Here is a 26,694-nt window from a genome sequence, read left to right as displayed (position 1 = left end):
ACGCCTGGGTTTGGCGGGGCGCCTGGGGCTGGCGTTCGGCGCCGTCATCCTGGCCATGCTGGTCATCACCGGCCAAAGCTGGCTGACCTATGCCCGGGTGGACAACACGCTGGCCGGCATCGTCGGCCAGACCTTGCCGCGCCTGGATGCGCTGGACGCCCTGACCCGCGCCGCGGAGGGCCTCGCCGGCACCTCGATGGACGCCGCCGTCGCCGCCACGCCGGAGGAGGCGCAGGCCACGCGCAAGGCCCTGGCTGGGGCGGAGAAGGCGTTCAACGACGCCCTGCGCCAGGCCAACGTCAAGCTGGGCCAGACGCCGCAGCTGGATGAGCTGCGCGTGCTGGGCGGCCGCTTTTCGGCACTTCTACAGGTGCTGAACGGGGCGGAGGACGCCCGCTGGCGCCTCCGCCAGGCGGTATCGGCGCAGGAGAAGGCGGCAGCCGAGGCGAACACCCGGGCGCAAGCCGCCCTGATGGCGGCGCTGGTCCGGACGCCCAGCCCGGCCCTGCTGTCCGCCCTGGCGCAGGTCCAGGCCTTCGGCGCGCTGCTGGCGCAGCCGGTGACGGCGGGCGCGGACCCGGCGCCGCTGCGGGCCGAGGTCGCGGCCGCCCTGCAACGTCTGCGCGGCCTCACGGGCGCCCTGCCGGCCGACACCGTCGACATCCTTACCCGCATCGCGCAAGGCGAACCGGTCCCGGCCGCCCCCGGTTTCGGCGACATCACCGCCGGCGGCCTGGTCGTGCTGAAAAGCCGCCTGGCCGACGCGCAGGACCAGAGCGCCGGCCTGCTGCACCAGAGTGCCGCCATCGCCGCCCGGGTGCAGAAGCTGGGGGCCGAGATCGGCGCCCAGACCCAGGCCGAGGTGCAGGTCCAGGCCAAGGAATTGGCGGCCGTGGTGGCCTTCGCCCGCATCCTGCTGATCGTGTCCGGCATCGCCGGCGTGGCCGTCGCCGTGCTGGTGGCCATCTTTTATGTCGGCCGCAGCGTCGCCGGGCGCGTCGCCCACCTGTCCCGCGGCATGCTGGCCCTGGCCAACGGCGACCTGCAGGTGGCGATCGACACCCGCGGCAGCGATGAGATCGCGGAGATGGCGCGCACCGTCACCATCTTCCGCGCCAACGCCACGCAGATGCGTGAGCAGGAGGCCCAGCTGGCGGCCGAGCGGCGCGAGGCGGCGGCCCACCGCCAAGCCGCCTTGTCGGCCATGGCCGACGGCTTCGAATCCTCCGTCGGCGGCATCATCGCGGCCCTGGTGGAGGCGGCGGCGCAGATGACCGCCCTGTCGCAGGCCATGGGCCTGTCGGCCGACGCCACCGCCGACCAGGCCAACAGCGTGGCCCTCAGCAGCGAGGCGGCTTCGCGCAATACCCAGACGGTGGCCGGTGCGACAGAGCAATTGTCCCTGTCGGTGCGGGAGATCAGCAGCCAGTTGCAGCAGGCCATCACCATCTCCCGCCGCGCCAATGACGAGGCGGACGGGGCGGCCGACATGGTGGAGCGCCTGAGCGGTGCCGCCGAACGCATCGGCAGCGTCACCCGGCTGATCGACGACATCGCCGGCCAGACCAACCTGCTGGCCCTGAACGCCACCATCGAGGCCGCCCGGGCGCAGGAGGCCGGCAAGGGGTTCGCCGTGGTGGCCTCGGAAGTGAAAATCCTGGCCGGCCAGACCTCCAAGGCCACCGGCGACATCGCGGGCGAGATCGGCGCCGTGCGCCAGGCGGTGGGTGCGGTGGTGGACGCCATCCGCCAGATCGGCGGCACCATCATCCAGCTGGGCAGCGTGTCCAGCACCATCGCCGCCGCGGTGGAGGAACAGAACGCCGCCACGGCGGAGATCAGCCGGTCCATCAGCGAAGCGGCGCAAGGGGTGGAGGCGGTGAACAACACCATCGGCCAGGTCCATTCCGCCGCCCTGTCCACCGGCCTGTCGGCCGGCCAGGTGCGCCACAGCGCCGAAGGGCTGTCCGCCCAGGCCGCCCGGCTGGAGGAGGCGGTGCGCCAATTCCTGGGCCAGGTCCGCGCCACCGAAGCCGCCGCGTGAGGAGAAACATCATGAAACGCCCCCTTCCCCTGATCGCGGCCGCCCTGCTGACCACATGCATTGCTGGCAACGCCAGCGCCGCTGACACTTTCAAGCCCTGCGTCGTCTATACCGAGGCCGGAAAGTTCGACAAAAGCTTCAATGAAATGGCCTACAACGGCAGCCAGACTTTCGCCCAATCGTCCGGTGTGGCCGTCGCGGAGTTCGAGCCGGCGGGCGAAAGCGAGTATGCCGCCGCCTTACAATCTGCCGTCACCGCCGGCTGCACCGACGTGGCGCTGATCGGCTTCCGTTTCCAGGCCGCACTCGCCACCTTCGCGCCCCGGCACGCGTCCGTCCGCTTCACCCTGTTCGACGGCGTGGTGCCGGGCACCAACGTTTCCTCCGTGATGTTCGCGGAGAACGAGGGTTCCTACCTGGTGGGCGTGGCGGCGGCCCTGGCCAGCAAGAGCGGCACGGTGGGTTTCATCGGCGGCATGCCGGCGGCGGTGATCGAGCGGTTCGAGAAGGGCTATGCCCAGGGCGTGAAGGACACCCGGCCCGACGCCACCGTGCTGACCGGCCTGGTGGCGGCCGATCCCAAGGGTTTCTCCGACCCCTTCGCCGCGTCGGAGATCGCCCGCGACATGCTGCGCCACGACGCCGACGTGCTGTTCCCCGCCGCCGGTGTCTCCGGCCTGGGTGCGCTCGACATCGGCCACGCCAAGGGCGCCTTGGGCGTGGGCGTGGACAGCAACCAGAACTACCTCTACCCCGGCGCCATGCTGACCTCCATGGTCAAGCGGCTGGACGTGGCCATCGCCCGCGCCTTCGAGGCCGGGCGCAGCCAGACCTTCAAGGCCGGCATCACCCGCCTGGGCCTGAAGGAGGGCGGGGTGGACGTGGTGGTGGACGCCGACAACCGGGCGGTCTGGACACCCGCCATCGTGCAAGCCGTGGCCCGCGCCCGCCAGGCCATCGTCAGCGGTCAGGTCAAGGTGGAGAGTCCCAGTTAGTTCGCCCTCAGGCGGCGGGCGCGGGCATCCGCCCGCTTGCCTATCCTCGTTTTCCAGTCCGCCTGCGGCTCCCCGGAAAACTGCGGGGCCTGCGGTCGCAGGCCTGGGGCGCATCTAATAATCCTCAAGGACGGAGCGGCCACCGTACCCTCACACTCTATATATGGAAGCATATATGGAAGCGTCGGACGTGCACGCTGAGCGGCGCGCACGTCTGTAGGACGCGACCGGGGCCGCCGGACCTTTCCGGGGAACAAAGTGGACTGGAAAGGGAGGATAGCCAAAGGGCCGGATGGCCCTGCCGGCACCTGAGGAAAACTACAAACCATCATGAAAAATGATGCCCAGCGTGTGGCGCTGGCCGGTGCGGATCCGGCTGACGCCATGGCGCAGGGCGACGCGGTAAGTGCCCCGTGTGCCGGACACCGGCCGATGATTCACCGCGAAGATCACACCATCGCCCTGGGTCAGGGGCACCACCTCCACCCGCGACTGCAGGCGCGGCCGCTGTTCGGTCAGCACGAACTCCCCGCCGGTGAAGTCCCGGCCCGGTTCCGACAACAGCACGGCGACCTGCAAGGGGAACACCCGCTCACCATACAAATCCTGGTGCAGGCAGTTGTAGTCGCCGGGCCCATAGCGCAGCAGCAAGGGCGTGGGCCGCACCTGGCCAGCCTGGTGGCAGGCGGCCAGGAAATCGGCGTGGGTTTCGGGATAGCGCCCATTGATGCCCAGCCGCAGGTTCCACCGGTTGGCGATGGCCGCCAGGCGGGGATACAGATCCTGGCGTAAGCCCTGCACCACCGGCGGCAGGGGATAGGCCCAATATTTGTATTCACCCGAACCGAAGCCGTGACGCGCCATCACCACCCGGCTGCGGAACCCGTACGCGCCGTCGTACAGGCCAGCCAGCGCACCACAGGTGTCGGCATCCAGCAAGCCGGGCAGGACAGCGCAGCCATGGGCATCCAGTTCAGCCTCGATGGCCGTCCAGTCGAAGCGCCCCGGCATCAGGCCTTTTCCCGCGCCAGCAAGATCCGCTTGCGCTCCACCCCCCAACGATAGCCGGACAGGGCGCCATCGGTGCGCACCACGCGATGGCAGGGAATGGCGATCGCCAGGTTGTTGGCGGCACAGGCCTGGGCCACGGCCCGCACCGCCTTGGGCGCGCCGATGCGCCGCGCCACCTCCGCGTAACTGGCGGTCTCGCCCGCCGGGATGTCACGCAACGCTTGCCAGACCCGTTGCTGGAACGCCGTGCCACGCACATCCAGCGGCAGGTCCAGGCCCAGGTTCGGCGCCTCGACCGACCCCACCACCTGGGCCACCACCCGATCGAAATCCGGGTCGTCACCGGTCAGAATCGCCTTGGGGAAACGATCCTGGAGGTCGCGCACCAGGGTGTCGGGATCGTCGCCGATCAGGATGGCGCAGACCCCACGTCCACTGCGCGCCACCAGGATGGCTCCCAGGCTGCATTGCGCCACGGCGAAACAGATGTCAGCATTGGTGCCACCGGCCCGGTAGTCGCCGGGCGCCATACCCAGGAGATTGTCCGCCAATTCATAAAAGCGGCTGCTGGCGTTGAAGCCGGCATCATAAAGGGCGGTGGTGACGGTGGCGCCGGGGCGTACCAGTTCCTCCCGTACGCGCCGCCCCCGATGGGCGGAGGCGTACACCTTGGGCGTCAGCCCGGTGACCGCCTTGAACACACGGTGGAAGTGATAGGGGCTGAGGCCGGCCTGGGCCGCCAACGCATCCAGGCCCGGCACCTCCTCCGCCGTCTCGATAACCCGGCAGATATCGGCCACCATCCGCGCCTGACGTTGGCGCTGACTTTGCTGGCAAGGCTGGCAACGCTTGCAGGCACGAAAGCCCGCGCGCTCCGCCGCTTCGCAGCTGGCGTGGAAGGCGACGTTCTGCGGCTTGGCCAAACGCGAGGGGCAGGAGGGCCGGCAATAGATTCCGGTGGTCTTCACCGAATAGACGAAGGCGCCATCCTGCGACGCGTCGCGGGTCAGCAGCGCCTGCCAGCGCGGATCGGCTTCGGTGGGGATGGTGGGTCGGGGCATGGTCGCGGCGTCGGGCATGATCCTCATCCTTGATATGGTGATGGTCTTGCCTTGGTGTAACCGCGCCGGCAGAGGCCGCCATCCCGGGTCTTGCGGTCAAATTCGCGGAGGTGACTCCCGTGGGTAGACTACCGGTATGGGGGGCCCATGCCGGTGTAGGACGCGACGGCGCCCGCCGGACCTTCCCGGGAAGCCGCAGGCGAACTGGGAAGGGAGGCCCCAAGCCAAAGCCGACGGATGTCGGCGCCCGGCACCTGAGGGGCCTTTGATCGATACCGATCAAAGGCTAGGCATCAATGCATCCGGCTGTGCCCGGTCCACAGCGCCACCGCCGCTTCAGCCACCGGCACCGCGTCTTCCGGATGGTTGTAGCGATACAGCACCAGGGCCGCCTCATAGGCGTGCTGCGCCGGGGCGCCGGACGCCCGCATCTGGTGATAGGCCTTTTCAACGGCGGTGCGGCAGCACATCGGTCCTTAACTCCTCAAATGGTGGTTTGACTTAACCCCCCTGGGGGGATACGAGTCAAGGCATGACCCACGCCACCACCCCCGACATCCTGAACCGCCTGAAGCGGGCTCAAGGCCACTTCACCAAGATCGTGCAGATGGTGGAGGAGGGGCGCGACGCCCTGACCATCGCCCAGCAGCTTCAGGCCGTGGTCAAGGCGGTGGACAAGGCCAAGGTCGCGCTGGTGCTGCACCACATCGAGCATCACCTGGAGGAGGCGACCGGCCCCCTGCCCGCGCAAACGCGGGAACGGCTGTCGGAAATGGCGGAAATCACCAAGTACCTGTAGGCCACGCCTGTCTGCCGGGCCTGTTTCGGCACGGGAAAGCTAATTCCCACATAACTTGCTTTCTGGCCTAGAGATGCCCATTGTTCCCTTGAGCTGGGACAAGGGGGATAATGATGACGGAAGACTGGTGGGAGACACCGGGGAACCCTTATGCCCCGGCCCCCCGCCCGACGGTTCCCATCATCCCGGTTACCGACGCGGCATCCCCTTCCCCCCCGGCGCCCATCCCGGCGGATGCCGCGTCCATTAGACCTTATGAGTCCTATGGCGTGCCGGAACTGCTGGCGCTGGAGGCCGCGTCCGCCGCCCTGGTGCGGCTGGATTGCGGCGTGGCGGCGGCCTCCCCGGCCGTGGCCGCCGGCTGGGTCAACCGCATGGCCATTGAAGAGGCAGCAGCCTCATCCCGGCTGAACGGCGTGCTGGTGGACACCGCCGATTTGCGCCTGCTGGCCTGGGACAGCCTGGACCGCGCGCCCGACCCCGACCTGGCGCAAGCCTTGCCACTGTATGACCTGGTCCGCCGCCTGGCCGCCCGTCACCCCCGTCATCTCTACACCCCCCGGCGGCTGGCGGCATTGGACCGGGTGCGGCAGGCGCGGGCCACCGGCTTCACCTTGTGGAATGGCGCGGATGAAGAGGTGGACGGTGCGGAGCGCTGGGCCGTGCTTCAGTCCGCCTTGGCACCCGACACCCTGGCCGGGTTCCGCGCCCTGCCCGCCCTGGTCGGTGCCGCCGCCTTCCTGGCCCATTGGCACGGAACCCGTGCCGACCGCACCGCCGGTGCCGCGTTGGGCCGCCTGCTGGCGGCATGGTGGCCCGCCCGGCAGGGTCTGGTTCAGGCCAGGCGCGGCGGTGTCGAAGAGGCCAACCTCGAGGGTTCGGATACCGGCCCCACCCACCCCGCTTTCACCGGCGGCCCGGTGCTGATGCCCTCTATCGGTTTCCTGGGTTACGCCATGGACTATCGCCCCGACCGGCAGGACGGCTGGTTGCTGGCTTTCCTAAATGCCGTGGCACGGTCGGCGGCGCGTGGTGAGACGGTGCTGCGCCGCCTGCGTCTGGCGGAGGTGCAATTGGCGGAGGCCCTGCGCCCCCGCCGCTCCACCTCACGCGGTCCGCAGGTGGCCGCCTACCTTCTGGCCCAACCGGTGGTGACATCCGGCCGCCTGGCCCAGGCGCTGGACATGAGCGGCACCGCCGCCCGTAGCCTGCTGGATGGCCTGCGGCAGGAGCGGCTGGTGCTGGAGATTTCCGGCCGCGATGCCTACCGCGCCTACATGGTGGAATGATACCGGCGGCGCGAGCTTTTGACTCGTGCCGCTGTAGGCCCCGACCGGGGCCGCCGGAACGAGCACCGGAGGGCGCAGTGAGGAAGCCCAAGCCGACGGATGTCGGCGCCCGGCGCTTGAGGGGGCCTTTGACCGGTCACGATCAAAGGCCACTGGCATGAGCCCACCGGTTCCGGCCGCAGTTTTTTCAGAAAAACCCCGGTAACCGTTCCCTTGAAGCCGCAGCCGCCCGGCCCTCCCGAACAAAGAAAAAGCCCCGCCGCAGAGGACAGGGCTTGATCCGGTTTTTTCAGAAAAACTCGCGCGGGCGACACATCCCATACTTATAAGGTGTCGGGCACATCCAGGCCGCAGCGCCGCAACGCATCAGGCAATTCCGCGAACAGGGCATCCAGCGTCTGCGACGGCAGCCCCGCCGCCAGGCGCAGGATGGGGCGTCCCTCATGCAGCGACAGGCGGACCAGAACCTGGCCGGTGCGGGAGCGGATCACCCGCTCGCCCCCCACCTCCGCTTCCACGGGCACCTCGCCCTGGGCCGCCGCCATCAGGGCCCGCAGTCGGGCGGCAAAGCCCAGACCGTCATCGCCGGCCAGGGCCGTCAGCTGCGCCGCCGCCTCATCCACCCGCGCCGCCGCCTCTGCACTGTCGGCGATCAGGCGGGCCAGCTTGGCGCCGTCACTGATCTTCAGCGGCCGCGGGTCTTCCAATGCCGCGACCACATGGGCCGGCAGTTCCGCGAACTTCAGCAGGTTGGACAGATGGCCCTTGCTGAAGTCCAGCCGCTCCATCAATTCGGCCCGGCTCATCAGGCCGGTATCCAAAACGGTCTTCAGCTGCACCGCGCGCTCATAGGCGGAGATGTCGGCGCGGGCCTCATTCTCCTGCACCATCTTGATCAGCAGGTCGCGGTCATCGGCCGCCATCACCCGCGCCACCACCTTGCGGCCCAGCTGCCGGCAGGCGGCCGTGCGGCGATGACCGGCGATCAGCTCATAGCCGTTGCCGTCAGGGGCCGGCCGCACCAGCACCGGGGCCAACTGGCCATGGCGCAGGATGTCCTGCACCAGGGTGGCGAAGGCGGCATCGGCGAAGGCGGCGGTGTGCCGGTCCTGGTACTGGGTGCCATGGATGTCCGACGGGTCCAGTTCCAGCAGGACGCGGCCGCTGTCGCGCAGCGTCTCCAGTTCCTTGGCGCTGTCCTGGAACACGCTTTCGATCTGGTTGACGATGGGAATGGCGGAGCGTGACATCGCCGGCCGCGCACCCCTTGTCGCCGTCAAATCGCCGATGGCGTTGTCCAGTTCGGCCATTCTGTCCTTGCGGCTCATCGCGTCCCCTCCCGCGCCGGCGCGCGCTTCCAGATGTCCCAGACCACGCGTTCGATCTCGGCATTCACGTTGTTCAGATATTCCAGGCCGCGCTCATAGGTGCGGCGGTTCACGTCGCTGGCCTCAAGCTCGTAATAGCTTTGCTTCAGGTTGCCGGCGCTATCCAGGCCGGTGGTCAGGGCCATGCGGTTTTCCAGCAGCGTGTCGGCGAAGATGCTGCCCATCCACTTCACCAGTTGGCTCTGGTTGCCGTCGGCGGTCTGGTACTTCGACACCAGCAGACGCACGGCGTCGAAGGTCTTCACCCGCCCGCCCTCGGCCTGCGCCAGGGTGGACAGCGTCTCATAGACCATGCGGAAGAAGCGCCCGGCGGAACTGAAGTCCAGCATGCTGGGGGGAATGGGAACCAGCAGGAAGTTGGCGGCCATCACCGCGTTGATCGACAGATAACTCAGCGACGGCGGGCAATCGCAGACGACGATGTCGTAATCCTGGTCCACGGTCTGAAGCGAATCGGCCAGGATGCGCCAGAAGCGCAATTCCCGCTGGCGCATCTGGCGCACCGGTACCTCGAACTCCGTGGAATACAGGCCAAGGTTGGCGGGAATGACGTCCAGCCCATCCCAGTAGGTCTTCTGGATCAGCGGCCGCAGATCGCTGATGCGCTGTGCGTCGTCCAGGGTGAACAGGCGGTACAGCGTGTCCAGCCGGTCGAACTGTTCATCGGGGACGAAGCCGAACAGCGAGGTGGCACTGGCCTGGCTGTCCAGGTCGATCATCAGCACGCGATAGCCCTGCAAGGCCAGGTACTGGGCCAGGTGAACGGAATGGGTGGTCTTGGCCGCCCCGCCCTTGAAGTTGGCGACGGTGATGACCGACAGCTTCTCGCCCGCCTCACGATCACGGCCCACGCGGTAACGCACGTCGCCCGTCTGCTGGAACAGTTGCCGGCGGATTTGGTTGACCTCACCCAGGGTGAAGCCGCGGCGGTTATTGCCGCCGATGACCGTCCCCTGGGGAAATTGCTCATTCTTCAGCAGCGCCCGCAGGTGGCTTTCGGAAATGCGGATCAGGCGCGCCGCTTCCGACGTGGTGAACAGGCGCAGCGTCTTGGCGTGTCCGGGATAGGACTGCACCTCGATGATCTTGCGCTGGATGGCATCGCAGCCTTCCGAGTGGTCGAGGAAGATTTGCAGGGGATCGTCGCCGGCCGGGGAAGCGGGATCGGCGGGCGCGCTGACATCGGTGGTCATGGATGTATCCGAGGGGCTGCCAAAGATGGGCGGATAATGCCCAACCGCGCCCCAGACGCCAACCGCGATCTTCGGACAAAGATGCGGATAACTATTCCATCAGCGTTTTTTTGACGCTTATGCGGAAAAGTTCGCTGATGGGATTTCAATGACTGCCCGATTCGGCTGGTTTGGTAACCGTAACCTTGAAAGTGGGGCGATCGGGACTGGTGAACGGGCCGATCTTCTACTTCGCGGACCCCGATCTTCAAGGGAACGGATACCAATTTCCAAAACGGAGTGAACGGGCAGCGATTTGGCGGATTTGCTGGGGTTTTGGTGAAAATACGCGTGACGAGCGTCTGGCGATCTTAGGATGGGCGCTTGAGGAAAAGCCCGCTCTGAAACCTGCTGGCTCTGCCACGGTGCTGTTGTACTTGCGCGGAAAGGAGGGGGCTGTGGATTGTTTCCTTAAAAGGATTCAGGGTTAAACGGATATAGGGTTTAACTGTTACGGCTTCGAAAAACGCAAATTTTTCAATCGCTTAAATGGTAGTTTGGTAACGGTACCCGTGACTCCCGGTATCTGAAGCCTGGGGTTCAGGACTCCAAACCCTCGGGCCTGGGGTCGTTGAAACCTTGGGGGAAGGTTACCGAACCCTGGAGCGGGAAAAACCGGTATCCGAAACCTTGAGCGGAAAACCCGCGAGTCGGCCGGAGTCGGTTGCCATACCCTTGATCTTGGTTGCCGTTCCCTCAAAGTTGGTTGCCGATCCCTTGAGGAAAGGGGCGGCCAAGCCCCGATTCCGGACTCAGATACCGTGGTTGGACTCATCCTGCCCCCGAGTCCGGCGCCAAATCCGCCCCGGGACTGAGTCGCCCGAGTCCATTCCCGAGTCGACTCAAGGGATCGGTAACCCAAGGTCACGGGTTCGGAAACCGCGAGCGGATCGACTCGGGGTTGGACACCACATTTTGGGGGTCTGCCCGCCAGAATCTCAAGGGATCGGCAACCAACCCCGTTTTTGCCGTTGGCGGCGGCGATTGGCCGCGTTCATCATCCGCAGTCCGAATGCCCGATCCATGGGGGATGGGGCCTGGTTTATGTGTGAAGGGTGGCGACAATGGCGGGGACGATGACGGTGCCGGCGGACAGCGGCCTTGGCCTGGTGGAAGCCCCGATGGCGGGCGCCCAATTGGCGCTGGCGCTGGACAGCCCCTTGATCGGCAAGGTGAAGAACGACCGCCTGGTCATGGTCTTCAACTTCTTCGCCCTCAGCAAGGAGACGGTGACCGAACTGCCCGTCTACGACGACGGCACCGTCCGTATCGAGGTCACCGGCACCAAGCACGGTGTGGCCAACATCTGGGACAAGGAGGTGCTGATCTACCTCGTGTCCCTGATCCAGGACAAACTGAACCGGGGCGAACAGGTCAGCCCGCGGCTGACCTTCACCGGCCACGACTTCTTCCGCGTGGTGGGCATCCATGCCACCAACACCGCCTATCAGCGGCTGGAGGACGCGCTGAAGCGCCTGCAATCCACCCAGGTGCTGACCAACCTGGAAACCGGCGGCGAGGGGGAAACGGGCGCCTTCTCCTGGGTGCTGGACTACCGCATCAACTACCGGCGCGATAAGGACGGCGGCAAGACCATGAAGTCGCTGACCGTGCAGCTGTGCGACTGGCTGTACCGCGCGGTGGTGAAGGACCGGAAGATCCTGACCTACCACCCCGACTATTTCAAACTGTCGCCCACGGAAAAGCGGCTGTACGAGATCGCGCGCGCCCATTGCGGCAACCAGGGCGCCTTCAAGATGAATATCGAGAAGCTGCGCCTGCGCGTCGGTGCCGAAAGCGACCTGAAGGTGTTCAAGGCCCGCCTGGTGGCGCTGGCCAAGAAGCGCCAGGCCTTGCCGGAATACGGGGTGACGGTGGTGGATCCGCGCCGCTGGGGCCGCGACCGCAACGCCCCGCCGCCCCCGGGCCGCACGCCCCTGAAAAGCCACATGGTTTATTTCTTCCGCACCGACAGCCTGTCGGCCATGGCGCCCTTCGACCAGGCGCCGGAATTCCCGGATGGGCTGCCGGAAATGATGATGGGCGGCATGGCGGCGTAAGACGCGCCAGCCGCGAAGGGCACGCCGCAGGCGGATAGGCCGGCGGTGATCCTCTTGCCAACCCACGGCGGAATATGGTGCAAATCCCGCAACCGGGCTGCGGGGCACCGGACTTCGACTGCCGTGAGGAAAACGACAATGCGTGATTTGCTGAAGGGTGCTCCGCTGAGCGTCCTGGTGGCGGCTGCATTCGCTGGGCTGCTGCTGGCGCCCCTGCAGGCCGGTGCCGATGAAGGCATGTGGACCTTCAACAACTTCCCCAGCGCCAAGGTGAAGCAGGCCTATGGCTTCAGCCCCGATCCCAAGTGGCTGGAGCATGTGCAGCTGGGCTCCGTCCGACTGGCGCGCGGCTGTTCTGCCGCCTTCGTCTCGCCCAACGGGCTGATCCAGACCAACCACCACTGCGCCCGCAGCTGCATCGCGCAGCTGTCGACGGCCGAGCAGAACCACATCAAGGACGGCTTCTACGCGACGGAGCTGAAGGACGAGCCCAAGTGCCCGGATATCGAGGCCAACCAGCTGGTCCAGATCACCGACGTCACCCAGCGGGTGCAGACCGCCGTGGCCGGCAAGGAAGGCGATGACTTCTCCGCCGCCCTGAAGGAGGTGCAGTCCACCATCCAGAAGGAATGCACCGGCGGCGCCGATGACATCCGTTGCGACGTGGTCGAGCTGTACCACGGCGGCGTCTACAATCTTTATAAGTACCATCGCTACCAGGATGTCCGCCTGGTGTTCGCGCCGGAGGAAGACATCGCCTTCTTCGGCGGCGATCCGGACAATTTCGAATTCCCGCGCTACGACCTCGACGTCTCCTACGTCCGTGTCTACGACAAGGACGGCAAGCCGCTGAACACCAAGGCCAACTACCTGCCCTATGCGGCGAAGGACGCGGGCGAGGGCGACCTGGTCTTCACCTCCGGCAATCCCGGCCGGACGGAGCGTTTGGACACGGTGGCGGAGCTGGAATACGACCGCGACCACGGCCTGCCCGACCGCCTGCTGTACCTGACGGAACTGCGCGGCATCCTGTTGCAGTTCACGGCGCAGGGTGAGGAGAACGCCCGCACCGCGCGCACCAAGCTGTTCGGTATCGAGAACAGCTACAAGGCGCTGTACGGCCAGTTCCAGACCCTGGTCGATCCGGCGCTGATCAACGCCAAGCGCAAGGATGAGGCCGAGCTGAAGGCCGCCATCGATGGCGATGCCGCGCTGAAGCAGCAATATGGCGACCCGTGGGCCGCCATCGCCAAGTCTGTGAACCACTACGCCATTGTCGCCACCCGGTACGAGGTGCTGGAGGGTGGGCGCGGTTTCCAGTCCGACCTGTTCTCCTTCGCGCGCAGCCTGGTGCGGGCCGCAAGCGAGCGCACCCTGCCGGACGGCAAGCGCCTGCGTGAGTACACCGACGCCAACTTCCCCTTCGTGCGCCAGCGCCTGCTGTCCAACAGCCCGGTCTATCCGGAACTGGAACGCGCGATGATGCGGGCGGGGTTGGTCTACATGCAGCGCCAGCTGGGCCCGGATGATCCCCTGGTGAAGAAGGTGTTCGGCAACCGCTCCGCCGACCAGATCGCCGATGACCTGGTGCGCAACTCCACCCTGGGCGACCCGGCGGAACGCAAGCGCCTGCTGGACGGGGGTGAGGCCGCCATTGCCGCCTCCAATGATCCGATGGTGAAGTTCGCCAAGCTGGTCGATGCCGACAGCCTGGCCGCCCGCCGGGATGTGGAGGCCAACGTGTCGGCCGTGCAGCAGAAGAACGCCGGCTACATCGCCCAGGCGATGTTCAAGATCCACGGCACGTCGATCTATCCGGACGCCACCTTCAGCCCCCGCCTGTCCTACGGCACGGTGAAGGGGTATGAGCAGAACGGCCAGCATGTGGCGCCCTTCACCACCATGGGCGGCACCTTCGACCGCGCCACCGGCGCCTTCCCCTTCGCCCTGCCGGAAAGCTGGCTGAAGGCCAAGGATGCCATCAACCCCAGCCAGAAATATGACGCCGTCAGCACCAACGACATCATTGGCGGCAACTCCGGCTCGCCCGTGATCAACAAGGATGCCGAGGTCGTGGGCCTGATCTTCGACGGCAACATCCAGTCGCTGGGGGGTGACTTCGGCTACGACGGCACCGTCAACCGCGCCGTCTGGGTCTCGGTCGGCGCCTTGAAGGAGGCGTTGACCAAGGTCTATCACGCCAACCGCCTGGCCAAGGAACTGGGCGCCAAGTAAGCCCAAGCCCGTACGCGTCGACGGAACGGCCCGCGCCCCGGGAAGGGTCGCGGGCCGTTTTCGTCTGGGGCATCGTTGAGGGTAAGCCAAATGCCGCACCCCCGGCCCCCGCCTGGAAGGCGCCACAATCGCGTATCATATGAAGAAGGGTCCGGTTCTTCCCCCCGTATCAACGGAGGCGCCCGGCTGTCCGGCGCCTGTTTTGATGAGGATGATGATGTCGCGCGTGTCTTCAAGCGTGTTCAGGGCTCCGTTCCTGGTGATGATGTCCCTGGTGGTGGCCCTGCTGGCCGTGGCCGGCGCCGCTGTCCCGGCGCAGGCCCGCACGTTCGTCAGCGTGGGCATCGGCGTCGGCCCCTATTGGCCGGGTGCCTACGGTCCTTATTGGCATCGGCCCTATTGGGGTTGGCGCGACCCGTACTGGGCCGCGTATCCGGCGGTGTACGCCGCACCGTACGCCTATTATGGCTACAGCCCGTACGGCTATGCGCCCTATGCCTACGCCCCCCCGCCGGTGGCGGTGGCGCCGCCGCCCGTAGCGTTCACCCAGCCGGCGCCTCAGCCGGTGCAGGCGGTGGCGGCCGCCAAGCCGGGCGTCGATCAGTCCTACTGCCGGGAGTACACCTCCACCATCACGGTGGCCGGCCATCCGACCCAGCAGGTCGGCACCGCCTGCCGCCAGCCGGACGGTTCCTGGCGCGTGATGAACTGAGGCCTGTGCCAGCATTGCCATCATTGCAAGCCGCCGGCCGCAGGGCTGGCGGCTTTTGCATTTCCGCGACAATTTCCCGTCCCGTGGGCGGATCGCCCGGGTTTATGATGGCACCGCGCCGCCAATGAAGGGAGGCCGGCGCGGCCGGGCATAAAGAGGACGGGATGGATCGCTGGTTCTGTTGGGGACGGACCGCCGTGCGTCACGGCGGTGGGGTGCTGGCGCTGTGCGTCTTGCTGGGGTACGCGACCGCCGCCCGCGCCGACGAAGGCATGTGGACCTTCAACCATTTCCCCAGCGCCAAGGTGAACGAGGCCTACGGCTTCGACCCGTCGCCCGCCTGGCTGGACCATGTGCGCCTGGCGTCGGTGCGGCTGGCGCGGGGGTGCTCCGCCGCCTTCGTTTCCGGCGGCGGCCTGCTGCAGACCAACCATCATTGCGTCCGCGATTGCCTGCAACAGCTGTCCACCGCCCGCCGCGACCTGGTGCGGGAAGGCTTCTACGCCACCCGGGCGGAGGAAGAGATCAAGTGCCCGGATGTGGAGGCCAACCAGCTGCTGGCCATCACCGACGCGACGGCGCAGGTGAAGGACGCGCTGGCGGGCCGCACGGGCGAGGATTACGGCGTGGCGCTGCGCCAGGTGCTGGCCCGGTTGCAGCGCGACTGCGCCGACGGGGACGACACCCTGCGCTGCGACGTGGTGGAACTGTACCGGGGTGGCGCCTACGACGTTTACAAGTACCGCCGCTACCAGGACGTCCGCCTGGTGTTCACGCCGGAGGAGGACATCTCCTTCTTCGGTGGCGACCCGGACAATTTCGAATTCCCCCGCTACGACCTGGATGTGGCCTTCCTGCGGGTCTATGAGGCCGCCGGCCAGCCGCTGGACAGCCGGGCCACCTATCTGCCCTACGCCCCGCGTGACGCGGAGGAGGGCGACCTGGTCTTCACCGCCGGCAACCCGGGCAGCACCTCGCGCCTGGATACCGTGGCGGAACTGGAATACCAGCGCGACGTCGTCCTGCCCGACAGCCTGGTCTATCTGGCGGAACTGCGCGGCCTGCTGCTGCAGTTCTCGTCGGAGGGCACGGAACACGCCCGTGTCGCCTTTTCCAAGCTGTTCGCGGTGGAGAACGCCTACAAGGCGCGCCTGGGCCAGTTCCGCGCCCTGGCGGAACCCGGCCTGATCAACGCGCGGCGGGCGGCGGAGGAGGATCTGCGGGCCAGGGTGGCGGCCGACCCGCAGTTCCACCAGCGTTTCGGCGACCCCTGGGCCGCCATCGCCCAGGCGGTGGCCCGCTACCGCGCGATCGCCGACCGCATGGAGGTGATCGAGGAGGGGCGGGGGCCGCAGTCCGACCTGTTCGCCTATGCCCGCCTGCTGGTGCGCGCGGCGGAACAGCGGCAGTTGCCCGACATCCGGCGGTTCCAGGAATTCACCGAGGCCGGTTTCCCCTTCACCCGCCAGCGGCTGCTGGCCGAAGCACCCGTTTCTCCCGACCTGGAAAAGATGCTGCTGCGCGCCTGGCTGGTGCAGTTGCGCCGCACCCTGGGATCGGACGATCCGCTGGTGCGCGACGTGCTGGGCACACGCACGGCCGACCGCATGGCGGCCGACCTGGTGGACGGCACCCGCTTGGGCGACCCGGCGGAGCGCCGCCGCCTGCTGACGGGCGGCCTCACCGCCATCAATGAGTCGCGCGACCCGCTGATCCGCTTCGCCCAGGCGCTGGAAAGGCAGGCGCAGGCCGTGCGCCGGGATGTGGAGGTGAATGTCGAGGCGGTGGAGCGGCGCAACGCCGGTGCCATCGCCCAGGCCATCTTCGCCGCCAAGGGCACCGACGCCTACCCCGACGCCACCTTCAGCCCCCGCCTGTCCTACGGCACCGTCCGGGGCTATGACGAGAACGGCCGGCACGTGCGTTTCTACACCACGGTGGGCGAGGCGTTCGCGCATGCCACCGGGGTGGCGCCGCTGGCCCTGCCGCGCACCTGGACGCAGGCGCGCGGCGACCTGGACATGGCGCGCAAGCTGAACATCGTCAGCACCAACGACATCGTGCGCGGCAGTTCCGGGTCCCCGGTGGTCAACACCCAGGGCCAGATCGTCGGTACCATCTTCGACGGCAACATCCAGTCGCTGGGCGGCGACTTTGGTTACGACGGCACCGTCAACCGGTCGGTGTGGGTGTCGGTGGGGGCCGTGCGCGAGGCGCTGACCAAGGTCTACGGCGCCACCCGGCTCAGCCGCGAACTGGGGTTTTGACGGCGCATTCCGACCCAGGGATGCGGAAATGCGCGGTATCCGCACGCATACATCCCCTTTTTTGCCGCTTGCCGCATTCCTGATCTGCGCCATCCTCAATGGCGTCCGATACCCGTAATAAGCAATAACTCGCTTGCAAACCCATTCCGCCGTTTTGCGCGCGGCGCCATCCCCCTTCCCGTGATGCATAGATCGGCCCGGCTTGTCCGGGCCCGATGCGTCGACCCTTAGGGGCAAAGCCCGATCCGGCCTTCAACGATCAGGGACCAAAGGACCATCATGACCAACGCTCCTTCCGCCCTTCCGCCCAAGCGCTCGCCCCTGCCGCGCATCATCGGCCTGGGCGTTCTTGCCGTCGTCGTGGTCGGCGGGGTCGTGCTCTGGCTTGAGGGCCGGGGCAAGGAAAGTACCGACGACGCCTTCACCGAAGGCCGCGTGGTCACCATCGCGCCCAAGGTCTCAGGCCTGGTGGTGGAACTGGCGGTACAGGATAACCAGCGCGTCAAGGCCGGCGACCTGCTGTTCCGCATCGACCCGCGCGACTATAAGGTCGTCCGCGACCGCGACGCCGCCCAGTTGGCGCTGGCGCAGGCGCAGCTGACCCAGGCGCGCACCACCCTGGACATCGCCCAGGTCAGCTACCCCGCCCAGGTGGACCAGGCCCGCGCCGCCCGCGCCCAGGCCGAGGCCACCCTGGTCCGCGCCAAGGCCGACCTGGCCCGCCAGCAGGAAATTGACGTCCGCGCCACCACCAAGTCGCAGATCGACGCCGCCCAGGCGCAGTTCCGCACCGCCCAGGCCCAGCTGGCCGACGCCGACGCCAAGCTGCGCACGGCGGAACAGGCGCCGCGCAACATCGATGTGGCCGCAGCGCAAGTGAAGCAGTGGGAGGCCCAGGTCGGCGCCGCCCAGGCGGAACTGGACCAGGCCGAACTGAACCTGTCCTACACCACCGTGGTGGCGCCGCAGGACGGCTGGGTGACGAAGCGCGCCATTGAAAAGGGCAACTACCTGCAGATCTCGCAGTCGGCCATGACGGTGGTGACGCCTGAGGTCTGGGTCGTCGCCAACTTCAAGGAAAACCAGCTGGAGCACATGCGCGTCGGCCAGCCGGTGGACATTGAGGTCGACGCCTTCCCCGACCTGAAGCTGACCGGTGCCGTCGACAGCTTCCAGATGGGCACGGGCTCGCGCTTCACCGCCTTCCCCACGGAAAACGCCACCGGCAACTTCGTGAAGATCGTCCAGCGCCTGCCGGTCAAGATCAAGGTGACGGGCGGCCTGCCGGCCGACCACCCGCTGCCGCTGGGCCTGTCGGTCGAACCCACCGTCAAGCTGAACTGAGGGCCTGAGCGGTGAGCGAAGGACTTCCCCCACCCGAAGCCCCAGCCGGGTCGGCCAGCTGGCGGCCCAAGCACAACCCCTATCTGGTCGCCTTCGTGGTGACCGTCGCCACCTTCATGGAAGTGCTGGACACCACCATCATCAACGTGGCCCTGCCGCATATCGCCGGCAGCATGTCGGTGGGCACGGACGAAAGCACCTGGACGCTGACCTCCTACCTGGTGGCCAACGGCATCGTGCTGCCCGTTTCCGGCTGGCTGGGCCGCATGATGGGGCGCAAGAACTACTTCCTGCTGTCCATCATCATGTTCACGGTGTCGTCGCTGCTGTGCGGCCTGTCGACCTCCCTGCCGGAACTGATCATCTTCCGCCTGTTCCAGGGTTTCTTCGGCGGCGGGCTGCAACCCAACCAGCAGTCCATCCTGCTGGACACGTTTGAGCCGGCCAAGCGCGCCACCGCCTTCGGCGTCACCGCCGTCGCCATCATCGCCGCCCCCATCATGGGGCCGACGCTGGGCGGCTGGATCACGGACAATTTCAGCTGGCGCTGGGTGTTCCTGATCAACGTGCCGGTCGGCATCATCGCCACCTTCGCCATCTCCACCGTGGTGGAGGATCCGCCCTGGGCCAAGGCCGGCGCCGGCAAGGGGCGCAAGACCATCGACGTGATGGGCCTGTCGCTGATCGCCGTCGGTTTCGCCTGCCTGCAGATCGTGCTGGACCGGGGTGAACAGGACGACTGGTTCTCCAGCGGGTTCATCCAGTTCTTCGCCGTGGGCGCCGTGCTGGGCCTGGTGGGCGCCGTCGTCTGGCTGCTGGACCGGCCGGATCCCATCGTCGACCTGCGGGTGTGGAAGAACAAGGACTTCGCCATCGGCACCGTGTTCATCAGCATCATGGCGGGCACGCTGTACGGCAGCGCCGTGCTGATCCCGCAATTGGCGCAATCGCAACTGGCCTACACGGCGACGTGGGCGGGCATGATCCTGTCGCCCGGCGGCTTCATGATCCTGATCATGATCCCCATCATCACCCGCGTGCTGCTGAAGAAGTTCCAGGCCCGCTTCATCGTGGCCACCGGCTTCCTGCTGTTGGGCGCCGCCATGTTCTACACCGCCACCCTCAGCCCGCAGATCGACTTCATGGGGCTGGTCAGCATGCGCATGGCCCAGACCTTCGGTACGGCCCTGCTGATGATCCCCATCAGCACGGTGGCCTTCGCCACCGTCCCGCGTGAGATGAACGGCGATGCCGCGGCACTGTATTCCATGGCCCGTAACCTGGGCGGCAGTATCGGGATCGCGCTGACCACCGCCTACCTGACCCAGCGCACCCAGGTGCACCAGGCCTATCTGGCGGAACATCTGTCGAACCTGGATCTGGGCTTCCAGATGACCAAGCAGGCCTGGATGGACGGCCTTTACGGCCACGGGCTGTCGTCGGGCCAGATCGAATCCTCGGCCCTGGGCGGCATGTACCGCACCCTGCTGAAGCAGTCGGCCATCCTGGGCTACATCGACGTGTTCCGCATGTCCGGCGTCGTAGCATTGTGCGTCGTGCCGCTGGCCTTCTTCATGAAATCCACCAAGGCGGCGCTCAAGCCCGCCGCCGCGGAGTGAGACCCATGCCTGTTTTCCCTCACATCACCCGGCACCGGGCCCGCTTGTTGGCGGCGACGGCCGCCCTGGCCCTCACCGCCGCCTGCACCCTGGGTCCCGACTACAAGGCCCCGGCCGACACGGCGCCCGCGGGCTGGAGCGGCACCGCCGCCAACGGCATCCAGACCGTGCAGGCCGGTGGGTCCGCCGATCCCGCCGTGCTGGCGCACTGGTGGACGGAATTCCACGACCCGACGCTGGACCGGCTGGTGGCCGACCTGGTGGCCGACAACCTGGACCTGAAGGTGGCGGAACAGCGCATCCTGTCCGCCCGCGCCCAACGCCAGTCGGCGGCCGCGGCACAGTATCCCAGCGTGAAGGGTGAGACGGCCGCCATGCGCAACCGCTTGCCCCCGGGCCTGGTGGGGCAGGATCTGGGCGGCACCAGCGACATCTTCCTGGGCGGCTTCGACGCCTCGTGGGAGATCGACCTGTTCGGCGGCACCCGCCGCAGCATCGAGGAGGCGGACGCCAACATCCAGGCCGGCGTGGAAAACCGCCGCTCCATGCTGATGTCCATGCTGGCCGAACTGGGCACCGATTATGCGGCCTTGCGCTCCGCCCAGGCCCGCCTGGCCATCGCCGACGAGAACGTGCGCCTGTCGCAGGAAACCCGCGACCTGACCGCCGCCAAATACAAGGTCGGCCTGGCGACCGAATTGCAGTTGGCGGAGGCCGACGGCCAGCTGGAACAGCAGAAGGCCATCCTGCCGACGCTGTCGACCCAGGCGGCCCAGCGGGTGCACGCCATCGCCACCCTGACCGGCCGCGCCCCGTCCGAGATGGACGCCCTGCTGACCACCACCGGGCCGGAAGTACCGCTGCCGCCCGCCCTGCCGGTCACCCTGCCGGCCGAGGTGGTGCGCGCGCGCCCTGATATTCGCGCATCGGAACGCAGCCTGGCCGCCGCCAACGCCGAGATCGGCGTGCGTGAGGCGGCGCGGTATCCCAAGCTGTCGCTGGGCCTGATCGGCGGGTCCGTCAACCCCATCGTCGGCAAGCTGTTCGAAGGCAATAGCCTGGGTTGGAGTGCGGGTCCCACCTTCAGCGGCACCATCTTCGACGCCGGCCGGCTGGAAGCCGGGGTGAAGGGGGCGGAGGCCCAGGCGCAGGAAGCGCGCCTGAACTACCGCAAGGCCGTGCTGACCGCCTTCCAGGAGGTGGAGGACGCGCTGGTGGCCTATACCAATGAGCGTGAGCGCAACGCCACGCTGCATCGCGCGCTGACCGCCGCCCGCACGGCGCAGGAACGCGCCCGGTCGCAATTCCGCGCCGGCCTGTCCGACTTCCTGACCGTGCTGGATTCCGACCGCACCCTGGCCACGTCCAAGGACGCGGTGGCGCAGAGCGACTACCTGCTGGTCCAGCAGACCATCGCCCTCTACAAGGCGCTGGGCGGTGGCTGGCAGGCGGGTGAGGGTGCCACGCAGGCCGATGCCGCACCTGAGGGCGCCAAGCCGGCGGGGACGCCGCCGGCATGACGACCCAGGGAACGGCGGATGCCCCCGACGGGGGATGTGCGGGCGGGCATAAGGCCCGCCAGCGCAAGACCGGGGATACCAGGCGGGCGGAGATCATCACCGCCGCGCTGGAACTGATGCATGAGGTGGGGCCGGGCGGCACGACGACGACCGCCATCGCCCACCGCATCGGCATGGCCCAGGGCTCCCTCTTCCGCCACTTCCCCACCAAACGCGCGATGTGGGAGGCGGTGCTGGACAGCCTGGCCCAGCGCGTGACGCCCCCCATCCACGATGCCGTCAACGGCCCCGGCACGCCGCTGGTCCGCCTGCGGCGCGTCATGCACACCTGGCTGGAACTGGCGGAAAACATCCCGGCGCTGTCGTCGCTGATGTTCTCGCGCGAGGTGCTGGCCGACAGCCCCGACATGCGGGCGCTGTTGGTGGAACGCCTGCAACGCCCCCACCGCATCTATTGCGCCCTGATCAGCGAAGGCATCGCGGCGGGGGAGATCAAGGCCGACATCGACGTGGAACGGGTGGGCTGGATCCTGGCGGGCATGAAGCACAGCCTGGTGATGCGCTGGACCCTGCTGGACCGCACCCTGGACATGCACGCCGACCTGGACGTGATGCTGGACACCATCATCGCCGGCATGGCGCGTCGTTAAGTTCGCCTCAGGCGCCGGCGGGCCCATCCGGGCCCTTGGCTATCCTCCTTTTCCAGTCCGCCTCTGGCTCCCCGGAAAAGTCCGGCGGACGCGGTCGCGTCCTAAAGTTCCTCAGGCGCCGGCGGGCCCATCCGGGCCCTTGGCTATCCTCCTTTTCCAGTCCGCCTTCGGCTCCCCGGAAAAGTCCGGCGGACGCGGTCGCGTCCTAAAGTTCCTCAAGCGCCGGCAGGGCCATTCGGCCCTTTGGCTATCCTCAGTTTTCAGTCCGCTACGCTCCCCGAAAACTTCCGGCGGCCCCGGTTGGGGCCTAGCGGCAGAAATCGCGGATTTGTGCCGTGGGTGCCGGTGCCCGCATCGTCTCATCTCCATACTTTTCCCGACAGGTTGGGCGATTTGCGTCGTACCAACCCCAGCCGGTTCGATGCGTCCCGTCCACTTGGGGTGACTGGGGCCGGTCCAGTTTGGTCACGGGGGTAGTTCGTCCGTGACAGGGGACTGCCGGTGTGAAATGAAGGGCGCCGGAAAATCCTGTTTCTTCGCGTCCCCCTTCGGCCTCCCATCCTGGAACAAGCCCCGCGATGCTGCGTTTTCGGTCGTCCCGTTCCCTGCTTTCGTCCGTCGCCCGTCCGGCCCTGCTGGCCTGCCTTCTCGGCGGCGCGCTGACGGCCTGCACCGTGGGCCCGGACTATGAACGCCCCGACACGCCGCAGCCGGCGGCCTACCGCGAGACCGTGACGGGCGATGCCGCCAAGGACGCCGCCCTGTCGCCGGAGATCGCGGCCGATTGGTGGCGGCAGTTCAATTCGCCGGAACTGGACAGCCTGATCGCCCGCGTGGCGGCCAACAATTTCGACGTGCGCGCCGCCGTGGCCCGCATCCGCCAGGCCGAGGGCGTGGTGACGGAACAGCGCTCCACCCTGTTCCCCACGGTCAGTGCTGACGTGGGCCGCACCCGCAGCCAGACCGGCGGCGGCACCACCACGGTCAGCAACGGCAACTACATCACCAGCAACAACATCAGCAGCAATTATTCCGCCAAGCTGTCGGCGACGTATGAGCTGGATTTCTGGGGCAAGAACCGCAGCGCCCTGGAATCGGCCAAGGCCAGCCTGGACTACAGCCGTTATGACAAGCAGACGGTGCTGATGACGGCCATCGCCGATGTCGCCACCGACTACTTCACCTGCCTGGCCTACAAGGACCGCCTGGCCCTGGCGCGGCAGTCGCTGAAGGATGCGGAGGACATGCTGCTGGGCATCCGCGCCCGCGCCCGCGCCGGCACCGCCACCGACGTGGATGTCGCCAACCAGGAAAACGTGGTGGAGGCGGAACGCGCCAACATCCCGCAGTACGAACAGAGCCTGGCGCAGGAAATGGACGCGCTGGCCATCCTGGTGGGTGTGCTGCCGGAACAGCTGAAGATCGACGGCACGACCCTGTCCGGCCTGGTGGAACCCGAGGTGGCGCCCAACCTGCCGTCCACCTTGCTGCGCCGCCGCCCCGACGTGGCCTCGGCCGAGGCCACGCTGATCGCCGGCGCCGCCACCCTGCGCAACGTCATCGCCCAGCAGTACCCCGACATCAGCCTGACCGGCAGCTACGGCTATCAGAACGCCGACCTGGGCAAGCTGTTCGACCCGGCCAGCGAGCTGTGGTCCATCGGCTCATCCCTGACCCAGACGGTGTTCGATGCCGGCAACCTGCAGGCCCAGTCGGACGTGCAGCGCGCCAAGGTGGAAGAGCTGACCGCCGACTATCAGAAGGCCGTGGTCACCGCCTTCTCCGATGTTGAGGACGCGCTGGCCGGCGTGCGCTACACCCGCCAGATCCGCACCGCCCAGGAAAAGGCGACGTCCGCCGCCGACGTGGCGCTGAAGGGCACCACCGGCCAGTTCCAGCGCGGCACCGCCGACATGGTCAGCGTGCTGACGACCCAGCGCACGCTGTTCAGTTCGCAGGACACGCTGGTGCAAAGCCGCCTGAACTACCTGACCTCCATCGTCACCCTGTACCGTGTGCTGGGTGGCGGCTGGTCGGTGGACCAGACCGAAGCCGCGGCCGATCCCAGCCCGGCCACCAAGCCGGCCCCCAGCCCGGTGGCGGGCGGCTGATCCCGTTATTTTTTCGGCGAAACGCCGTCCTTTACCCTTTGCGCGGGGGTCCGGAACCGATCTGTTGGGGCGGTGAAATCCCGCGCCTGAAAGACACGTTGTCCGCCCATGCCTGTCCCCCTTCCCGGCGCCAAGCCTGAACGCCTGCTGTCGCTGGACGTCTTCCGGGGGCTGACCGTCGCCCTGATGCTGCTGGTCAACGACCCTGGCACCTGGTCCGACATCTATTGGCCCCTGCGCCATGCCCGCTGGCACGGCTGGACGCCCACCGACCTGGTGTTCCCCTTCTTCCTGTTCATGGTGGGCATCACCACCCACCTGTCGCTGGCCCGGCGGCGATTGGCCGGGGATGGGGACCGCGCCCTGGTGCGCCAGCTGCTGCGGCGCGGGGCCATCCTGTTCGGCCTTGGCCTCCTCATCGCCTGGTTCCCGGGATATTCCCCGGACGCGCACGGCGATCTGGCCCACCGCGCGTGGGTGCAGGTCCTGTCCTGGCGCATCCCCGGGGTGCTTCAGCGCATCGCCCTCTGTTACGTCGCGGCGGGCCTGGTGTCCTTGCGGGTGGGGCCGCGCGGACAGGGGGCGCTGGTCGCCCTGCTGCTGCTGGGCTACTGGGCGGTCATGACCTGCGTGCCGGTGCCCGGCAGCGGCGCCACCGGCCTGGCGGCGCTGGCCCATCCCGGCGGCACGATGGCGGCGGCGGTGGATCGCGCCCTGTTCGATTGGGGGCCCTGGGGCAATCATCTGTGGGCGGCGGGCAAAACCTGGGATCCGGAGGGTGCCCTGTCCACCTTGCCGGCCGTCGCCACGGCGCTGCTGGGCCTGCTGGCCGGCCGCTGGCTGGGCCAACCCTTGCCCCTGACGGCCCGCATCCGTTGGCTGGTGGTTGCCGGTGTCGCCGGCGTCCTGCTGGGCGAGGTCTGGGATCTGGCCTTCCCCATCAACAAGAACCTGTGGACCAGTTCCTTCGTGGTGCTGACCGCCGGCATGGCCTGCCTGTGCCTGGGCGCGCTGATGTGGGTGGTGGAGGTGCGCGGCTGGCGCGCCTGGACGCGGCCGGCGCTGGTGTTCGGCGTCAATCCCATCCTGGCCTATGTGGGCTCGGAACTGATGGCCATCGTCATCGGTGGCATGATCACCCTGCCGTGGGACCATCGCATGGCGCCGATCCAGGACGTGATCTACGAGGCGGTGTTCTATCCCTACCTGCCGGAAAAGCTGGGATCGCTGGCCTTCGCGCTGCTGTTCGTGGCGCTGTGGTGGGCCATCCTGGAGGTGCTCTACCGCCGCCGGATTTTCCTGAAAGTGTGAGGCCATGCGGGTGCGATGGGGAGTATTGGGGTTGGTGGCGTCGTTGACGCTTTTTTGCGGAACGGCCGCCCGCGCGGGCGATCATCTCACAGTGTCGGTCGGTCCCCTGGACGTGAAACCGGGGGAGCGGGTCATCGCCTTTCACATCCACATCGCCAATGGCGGCATCCGCAGCCTGCCGCGCCTGCCTATGGGCTGGTCCATCACGGTCGATAACGACGCGTCCTGGCAAACTCAGATCGAGGGCAGCATCCAGGTGGGCGCCGCCGCGCTGGGACCGGAAGACATGAAGAACTTCCTGGTGGTGGAAATGTCCGACCTCCCCACCGGTGGTCTTGAGCTTTCCGGCGAGGTGATGGTCAACGATGAACCAGGCGGGACGGATCGGACCCTCACCTTAGGGAATTCCCAGTTCAGCCGGTGGAAAATCCCCTGAGGGTGTTGGCCGCCTTTGCATGGGTGGCCATGGCCACTCAGTAGTCCATCCCAAGCTCCTGGGCCTGGGCCGCCAGTTCCGCCATGGCCTTGGATCGGGTCTGGGCCTGCCTCTGTTTGAAGGCTTTCAGGTCCGTGAAGCGGACCCGGCGATGGGTGCCCACCTTGTGATGGGCCAACTGGCCCGTCTCCAACAATTTGATCACATGGGGGCGGCTGACATTCAGGAAGTCGGCCGCCTCCTGCGTCGTCATCTCGGCGTGAACCGGGATCAGGGTGACGGCATTACCCTGGGATATCTCCACCAGCAGATGGGTGATCAGTTCCCGCAAGGCGCGGGGCAGGGGCAGGGCCTGCCCGTCGTCCAACTGGACCTGTAGTTCCCGATCCGCGTTCTTGGATAGGATGCGGCTCGACTCCGTCGCCAGCTTCGTGTCTTCGTCAGACGGGACGATGGTGTCGTTCCGCTGCAACAGCGCTGACATCTTGACCTCTCATATCCCGCGTCATGGTGACCTATAGCGGGTTGCGTTTAGAGCGGAACGCGATCAGGTGGAATCACCTGATCGTGTAAATCCGCTCTATCATGAACAGCTTAAGAGCAAGATGCG

At 67.3% G+C, this 26,694-nt stretch carries 21 protein-coding genes; 15 read left to right on the top strand and 6 right to left on the bottom strand.

Features of this window, described 5'->3' with window-relative positions:
* Positions 1-10: 10 nt before the first annotated feature.
* Positions 11-2,044: a HAMP domain-containing methyl-accepting chemotaxis protein gene (locus tag PW843_02015; GenBank protein MDE1145379.1), complete on the top strand. Its 2,034-nt coding sequence runs from the start codon at positions 11-13 to the stop codon at positions 2,042-2,044.
* 11 nt (positions 2,045-2,055) lie between these two features.
* On the top strand, positions 2,056-3,039 hold the full coding sequence (locus PW843_02010; protein MDE1145378.1) for a BMP family ABC transporter substrate-binding protein: 984 nt from the start codon (positions 2,056-2,058) through the stop codon (positions 3,037-3,039).
* 318 nt (positions 3,040-3,357) lie between these two features.
* Here the strand turns inward: PW843_02010 and PW843_02005 are convergent, their stop codons facing one another.
* The 3 genes from PW843_02005 to PW843_01995 all read right to left on the bottom strand — a co-directional run bounded on the left by PW843_02005 (position 3,358) and on the right by PW843_01995 (position 5,581).
* A complete protein-coding gene (locus PW843_02005; protein ID MDE1145377.1) occupies positions 3,358-4,050 on the bottom strand; it encodes a 2OG-Fe(II) oxygenase in 693 nt (230 codons plus the stop codon).
* A complete protein-coding gene (gene ada / locus PW843_02000) occupies positions 4,050-5,129 on the bottom strand; it encodes a bifunctional DNA-binding transcriptional regulator/O6-methylguanine-DNA methyltransferase Ada (protein ID MDE1145376.1) in 1,080 nt (359 codons plus the stop codon). The genes PW843_02005 and ada overlap by 1 nt, the downstream gene beginning before the upstream one ends.
* 275 nt (positions 5,130-5,404) lie before the next feature.
* Positions 5,405-5,581, bottom strand: a complete 177-nt coding sequence (locus PW843_01995) for a hypothetical protein (protein ID MDE1145375.1) — start codon at positions 5,579-5,581, stop codon at positions 5,405-5,407.
* A gap of 62 nt (positions 5,582-5,643) precedes the next feature.
* On the opposite strand from PW843_01995, the gene PW843_01990 reads away from it, so the two are divergent.
* Together PW843_01990 and PW843_01985 are read left to right on the top strand one after the other, a co-directional pair.
* On the top strand, positions 5,644-5,910 hold the full coding sequence (locus tag PW843_01990; GenBank protein ID MDE1145374.1) for a metal-sensing transcriptional repressor: 267 nt from the start codon (positions 5,644-5,646) through the stop codon (positions 5,908-5,910).
* Between the two features lie 110 nt (positions 5,911-6,020).
* A complete protein-coding gene (locus tag PW843_01985) occupies positions 6,021-7,199 on the top strand; it encodes a hypothetical protein (protein ID MDE1145373.1) in 1,179 nt (392 codons plus the stop codon).
* Positions 7,200-7,522: 323 nt separating this feature from the next.
* Here PW843_01985 and PW843_01980 read toward each other — a convergent pair whose 3' ends face one another.
* Both PW843_01980 and repA read right to left on the bottom strand, forming a co-directional pair.
* Entirely contained in the window at positions 7,523-8,527 is a 1,005-nt protein-coding gene (locus PW843_01980; protein MDE1145372.1) for a ParB/RepB/Spo0J family partition protein, read from the bottom strand.
* Complete coding sequence (gene repA, locus PW843_01975) at positions 8,524-9,780, bottom strand: plasmid partitioning protein RepA (GenBank protein ID MDE1145371.1); 1,257 nt, start codon at positions 9,778-9,780, stop codon at positions 8,524-8,526. Before repA ends, PW843_01980 begins: the two co-directional genes overlap by 4 nt.
* Before the next feature lie 1,103 nt (positions 9,781-10,883).
* On the opposite strand from repA, the gene PW843_01970 reads away from it, so the two are divergent.
* The 11 genes from PW843_01970 (at position 10,884) to PW843_01920 (ending at position 26,084) form a co-directional block, all read left to right on the top strand.
* Positions 10,884-11,879, top strand: a complete 996-nt coding sequence (locus PW843_01970; GenBank protein MDE1145370.1) for a replication initiator protein A — start codon at positions 10,884-10,886, stop codon at positions 11,877-11,879.
* A 138-nt stretch (positions 11,880-12,017) separates the two neighbouring features.
* Positions 12,018-14,114, top strand: coding sequence for a S46 family peptidase (locus tag PW843_01965; protein MDE1145369.1), 2,097 nt, complete (start codon positions 12,018-12,020; stop codon positions 14,112-14,114).
* Between the two features lie 262 nt (positions 14,115-14,376).
* Positions 14,377-14,826: a hypothetical protein gene (locus PW843_01960; protein MDE1145368.1), complete on the top strand. Its 450-nt coding sequence runs from the start codon at positions 14,377-14,379 to the stop codon at positions 14,824-14,826.
* Between the two features lie 164 nt (positions 14,827-14,990).
* Positions 14,991-17,093 carry a S46 family peptidase gene (locus PW843_01955; GenBank protein ID MDE1145367.1) on the top strand — a complete coding sequence of 701 codons (2,103 nt, stop codon included), beginning with the start codon at positions 14,991-14,993 and terminating at the stop codon, positions 17,091-17,093.
* Between the two features lie 279 nt (positions 17,094-17,372).
* Entirely contained in the window at positions 17,373-18,437 is a 1,065-nt protein-coding gene (locus PW843_01950; protein MDE1145366.1) for an HlyD family secretion protein, read from the top strand.
* Between the two features lie 11 nt (positions 18,438-18,448).
* The gene (locus tag PW843_01945; protein MDE1145365.1) at positions 18,449-20,056 is read left to right on the top strand and encodes a DHA2 family efflux MFS transporter permease subunit; all 1,608 of its coding nucleotides are present in this window, start codon (positions 18,449-18,451) and stop codon (positions 20,054-20,056) included.
* Between the two features lie 5 nt (positions 20,057-20,061).
* Positions 20,062-21,576 carry an efflux transporter outer membrane subunit gene (locus PW843_01940; GenBank protein MDE1145364.1) on the top strand — a complete coding sequence of 505 codons (1,515 nt, stop codon included), beginning with the start codon at positions 20,062-20,064 and terminating at the stop codon, positions 21,574-21,576.
* Entirely contained in the window at positions 21,573-22,226 is a 654-nt protein-coding gene (locus PW843_01935; GenBank protein ID MDE1145363.1) for a TetR/AcrR family transcriptional regulator, read from the top strand. The genes PW843_01940 and PW843_01935 overlap by 4 nt, the downstream gene beginning before the upstream one ends.
* 578 nt (positions 22,227-22,804) lie before the next feature.
* Entirely contained in the window at positions 22,805-24,337 is a 1,533-nt protein-coding gene (locus PW843_01930) for an efflux transporter outer membrane subunit (GenBank protein ID MDE1145362.1), read from the top strand.
* A gap of 108 nt (positions 24,338-24,445) precedes the next feature.
* Entirely contained in the window at positions 24,446-25,648 is a 1,203-nt protein-coding gene (locus PW843_01925; protein MDE1145361.1) for a hypothetical protein, read from the top strand.
* A 4-nt stretch (positions 25,649-25,652) separates the two neighbouring features.
* The gene (locus tag PW843_01920; protein MDE1145360.1) at positions 25,653-26,084 is read left to right on the top strand and encodes a hypothetical protein; all 432 of its coding nucleotides are present in this window, start codon (positions 25,653-25,655) and stop codon (positions 26,082-26,084) included.
* Between the two features lie 37 nt (positions 26,085-26,121).
* On the opposite strand, the gene PW843_01915 is transcribed toward PW843_01920, so the two are convergent.
* On the bottom strand, positions 26,122-26,568 hold the full coding sequence (locus PW843_01915) for a helix-turn-helix domain-containing protein (GenBank protein MDE1145359.1): 447 nt from the start codon (positions 26,566-26,568) through the stop codon (positions 26,122-26,124).
* Between the last annotated feature and the right edge of the window lie 126 nt (positions 26,569-26,694).

Source organism: Azospirillaceae bacterium (assembly GCA_028283825.1).
Classification (GTDB): domain Bacteria; phylum Pseudomonadota; class Alphaproteobacteria; order Azospirillales; family Azospirillaceae; genus Nitrospirillum.
The sequence above is the reverse complement of the archived record's forward strand: the minus strand, read 5'-3'. Positions and strand labels throughout refer to the sequence as shown.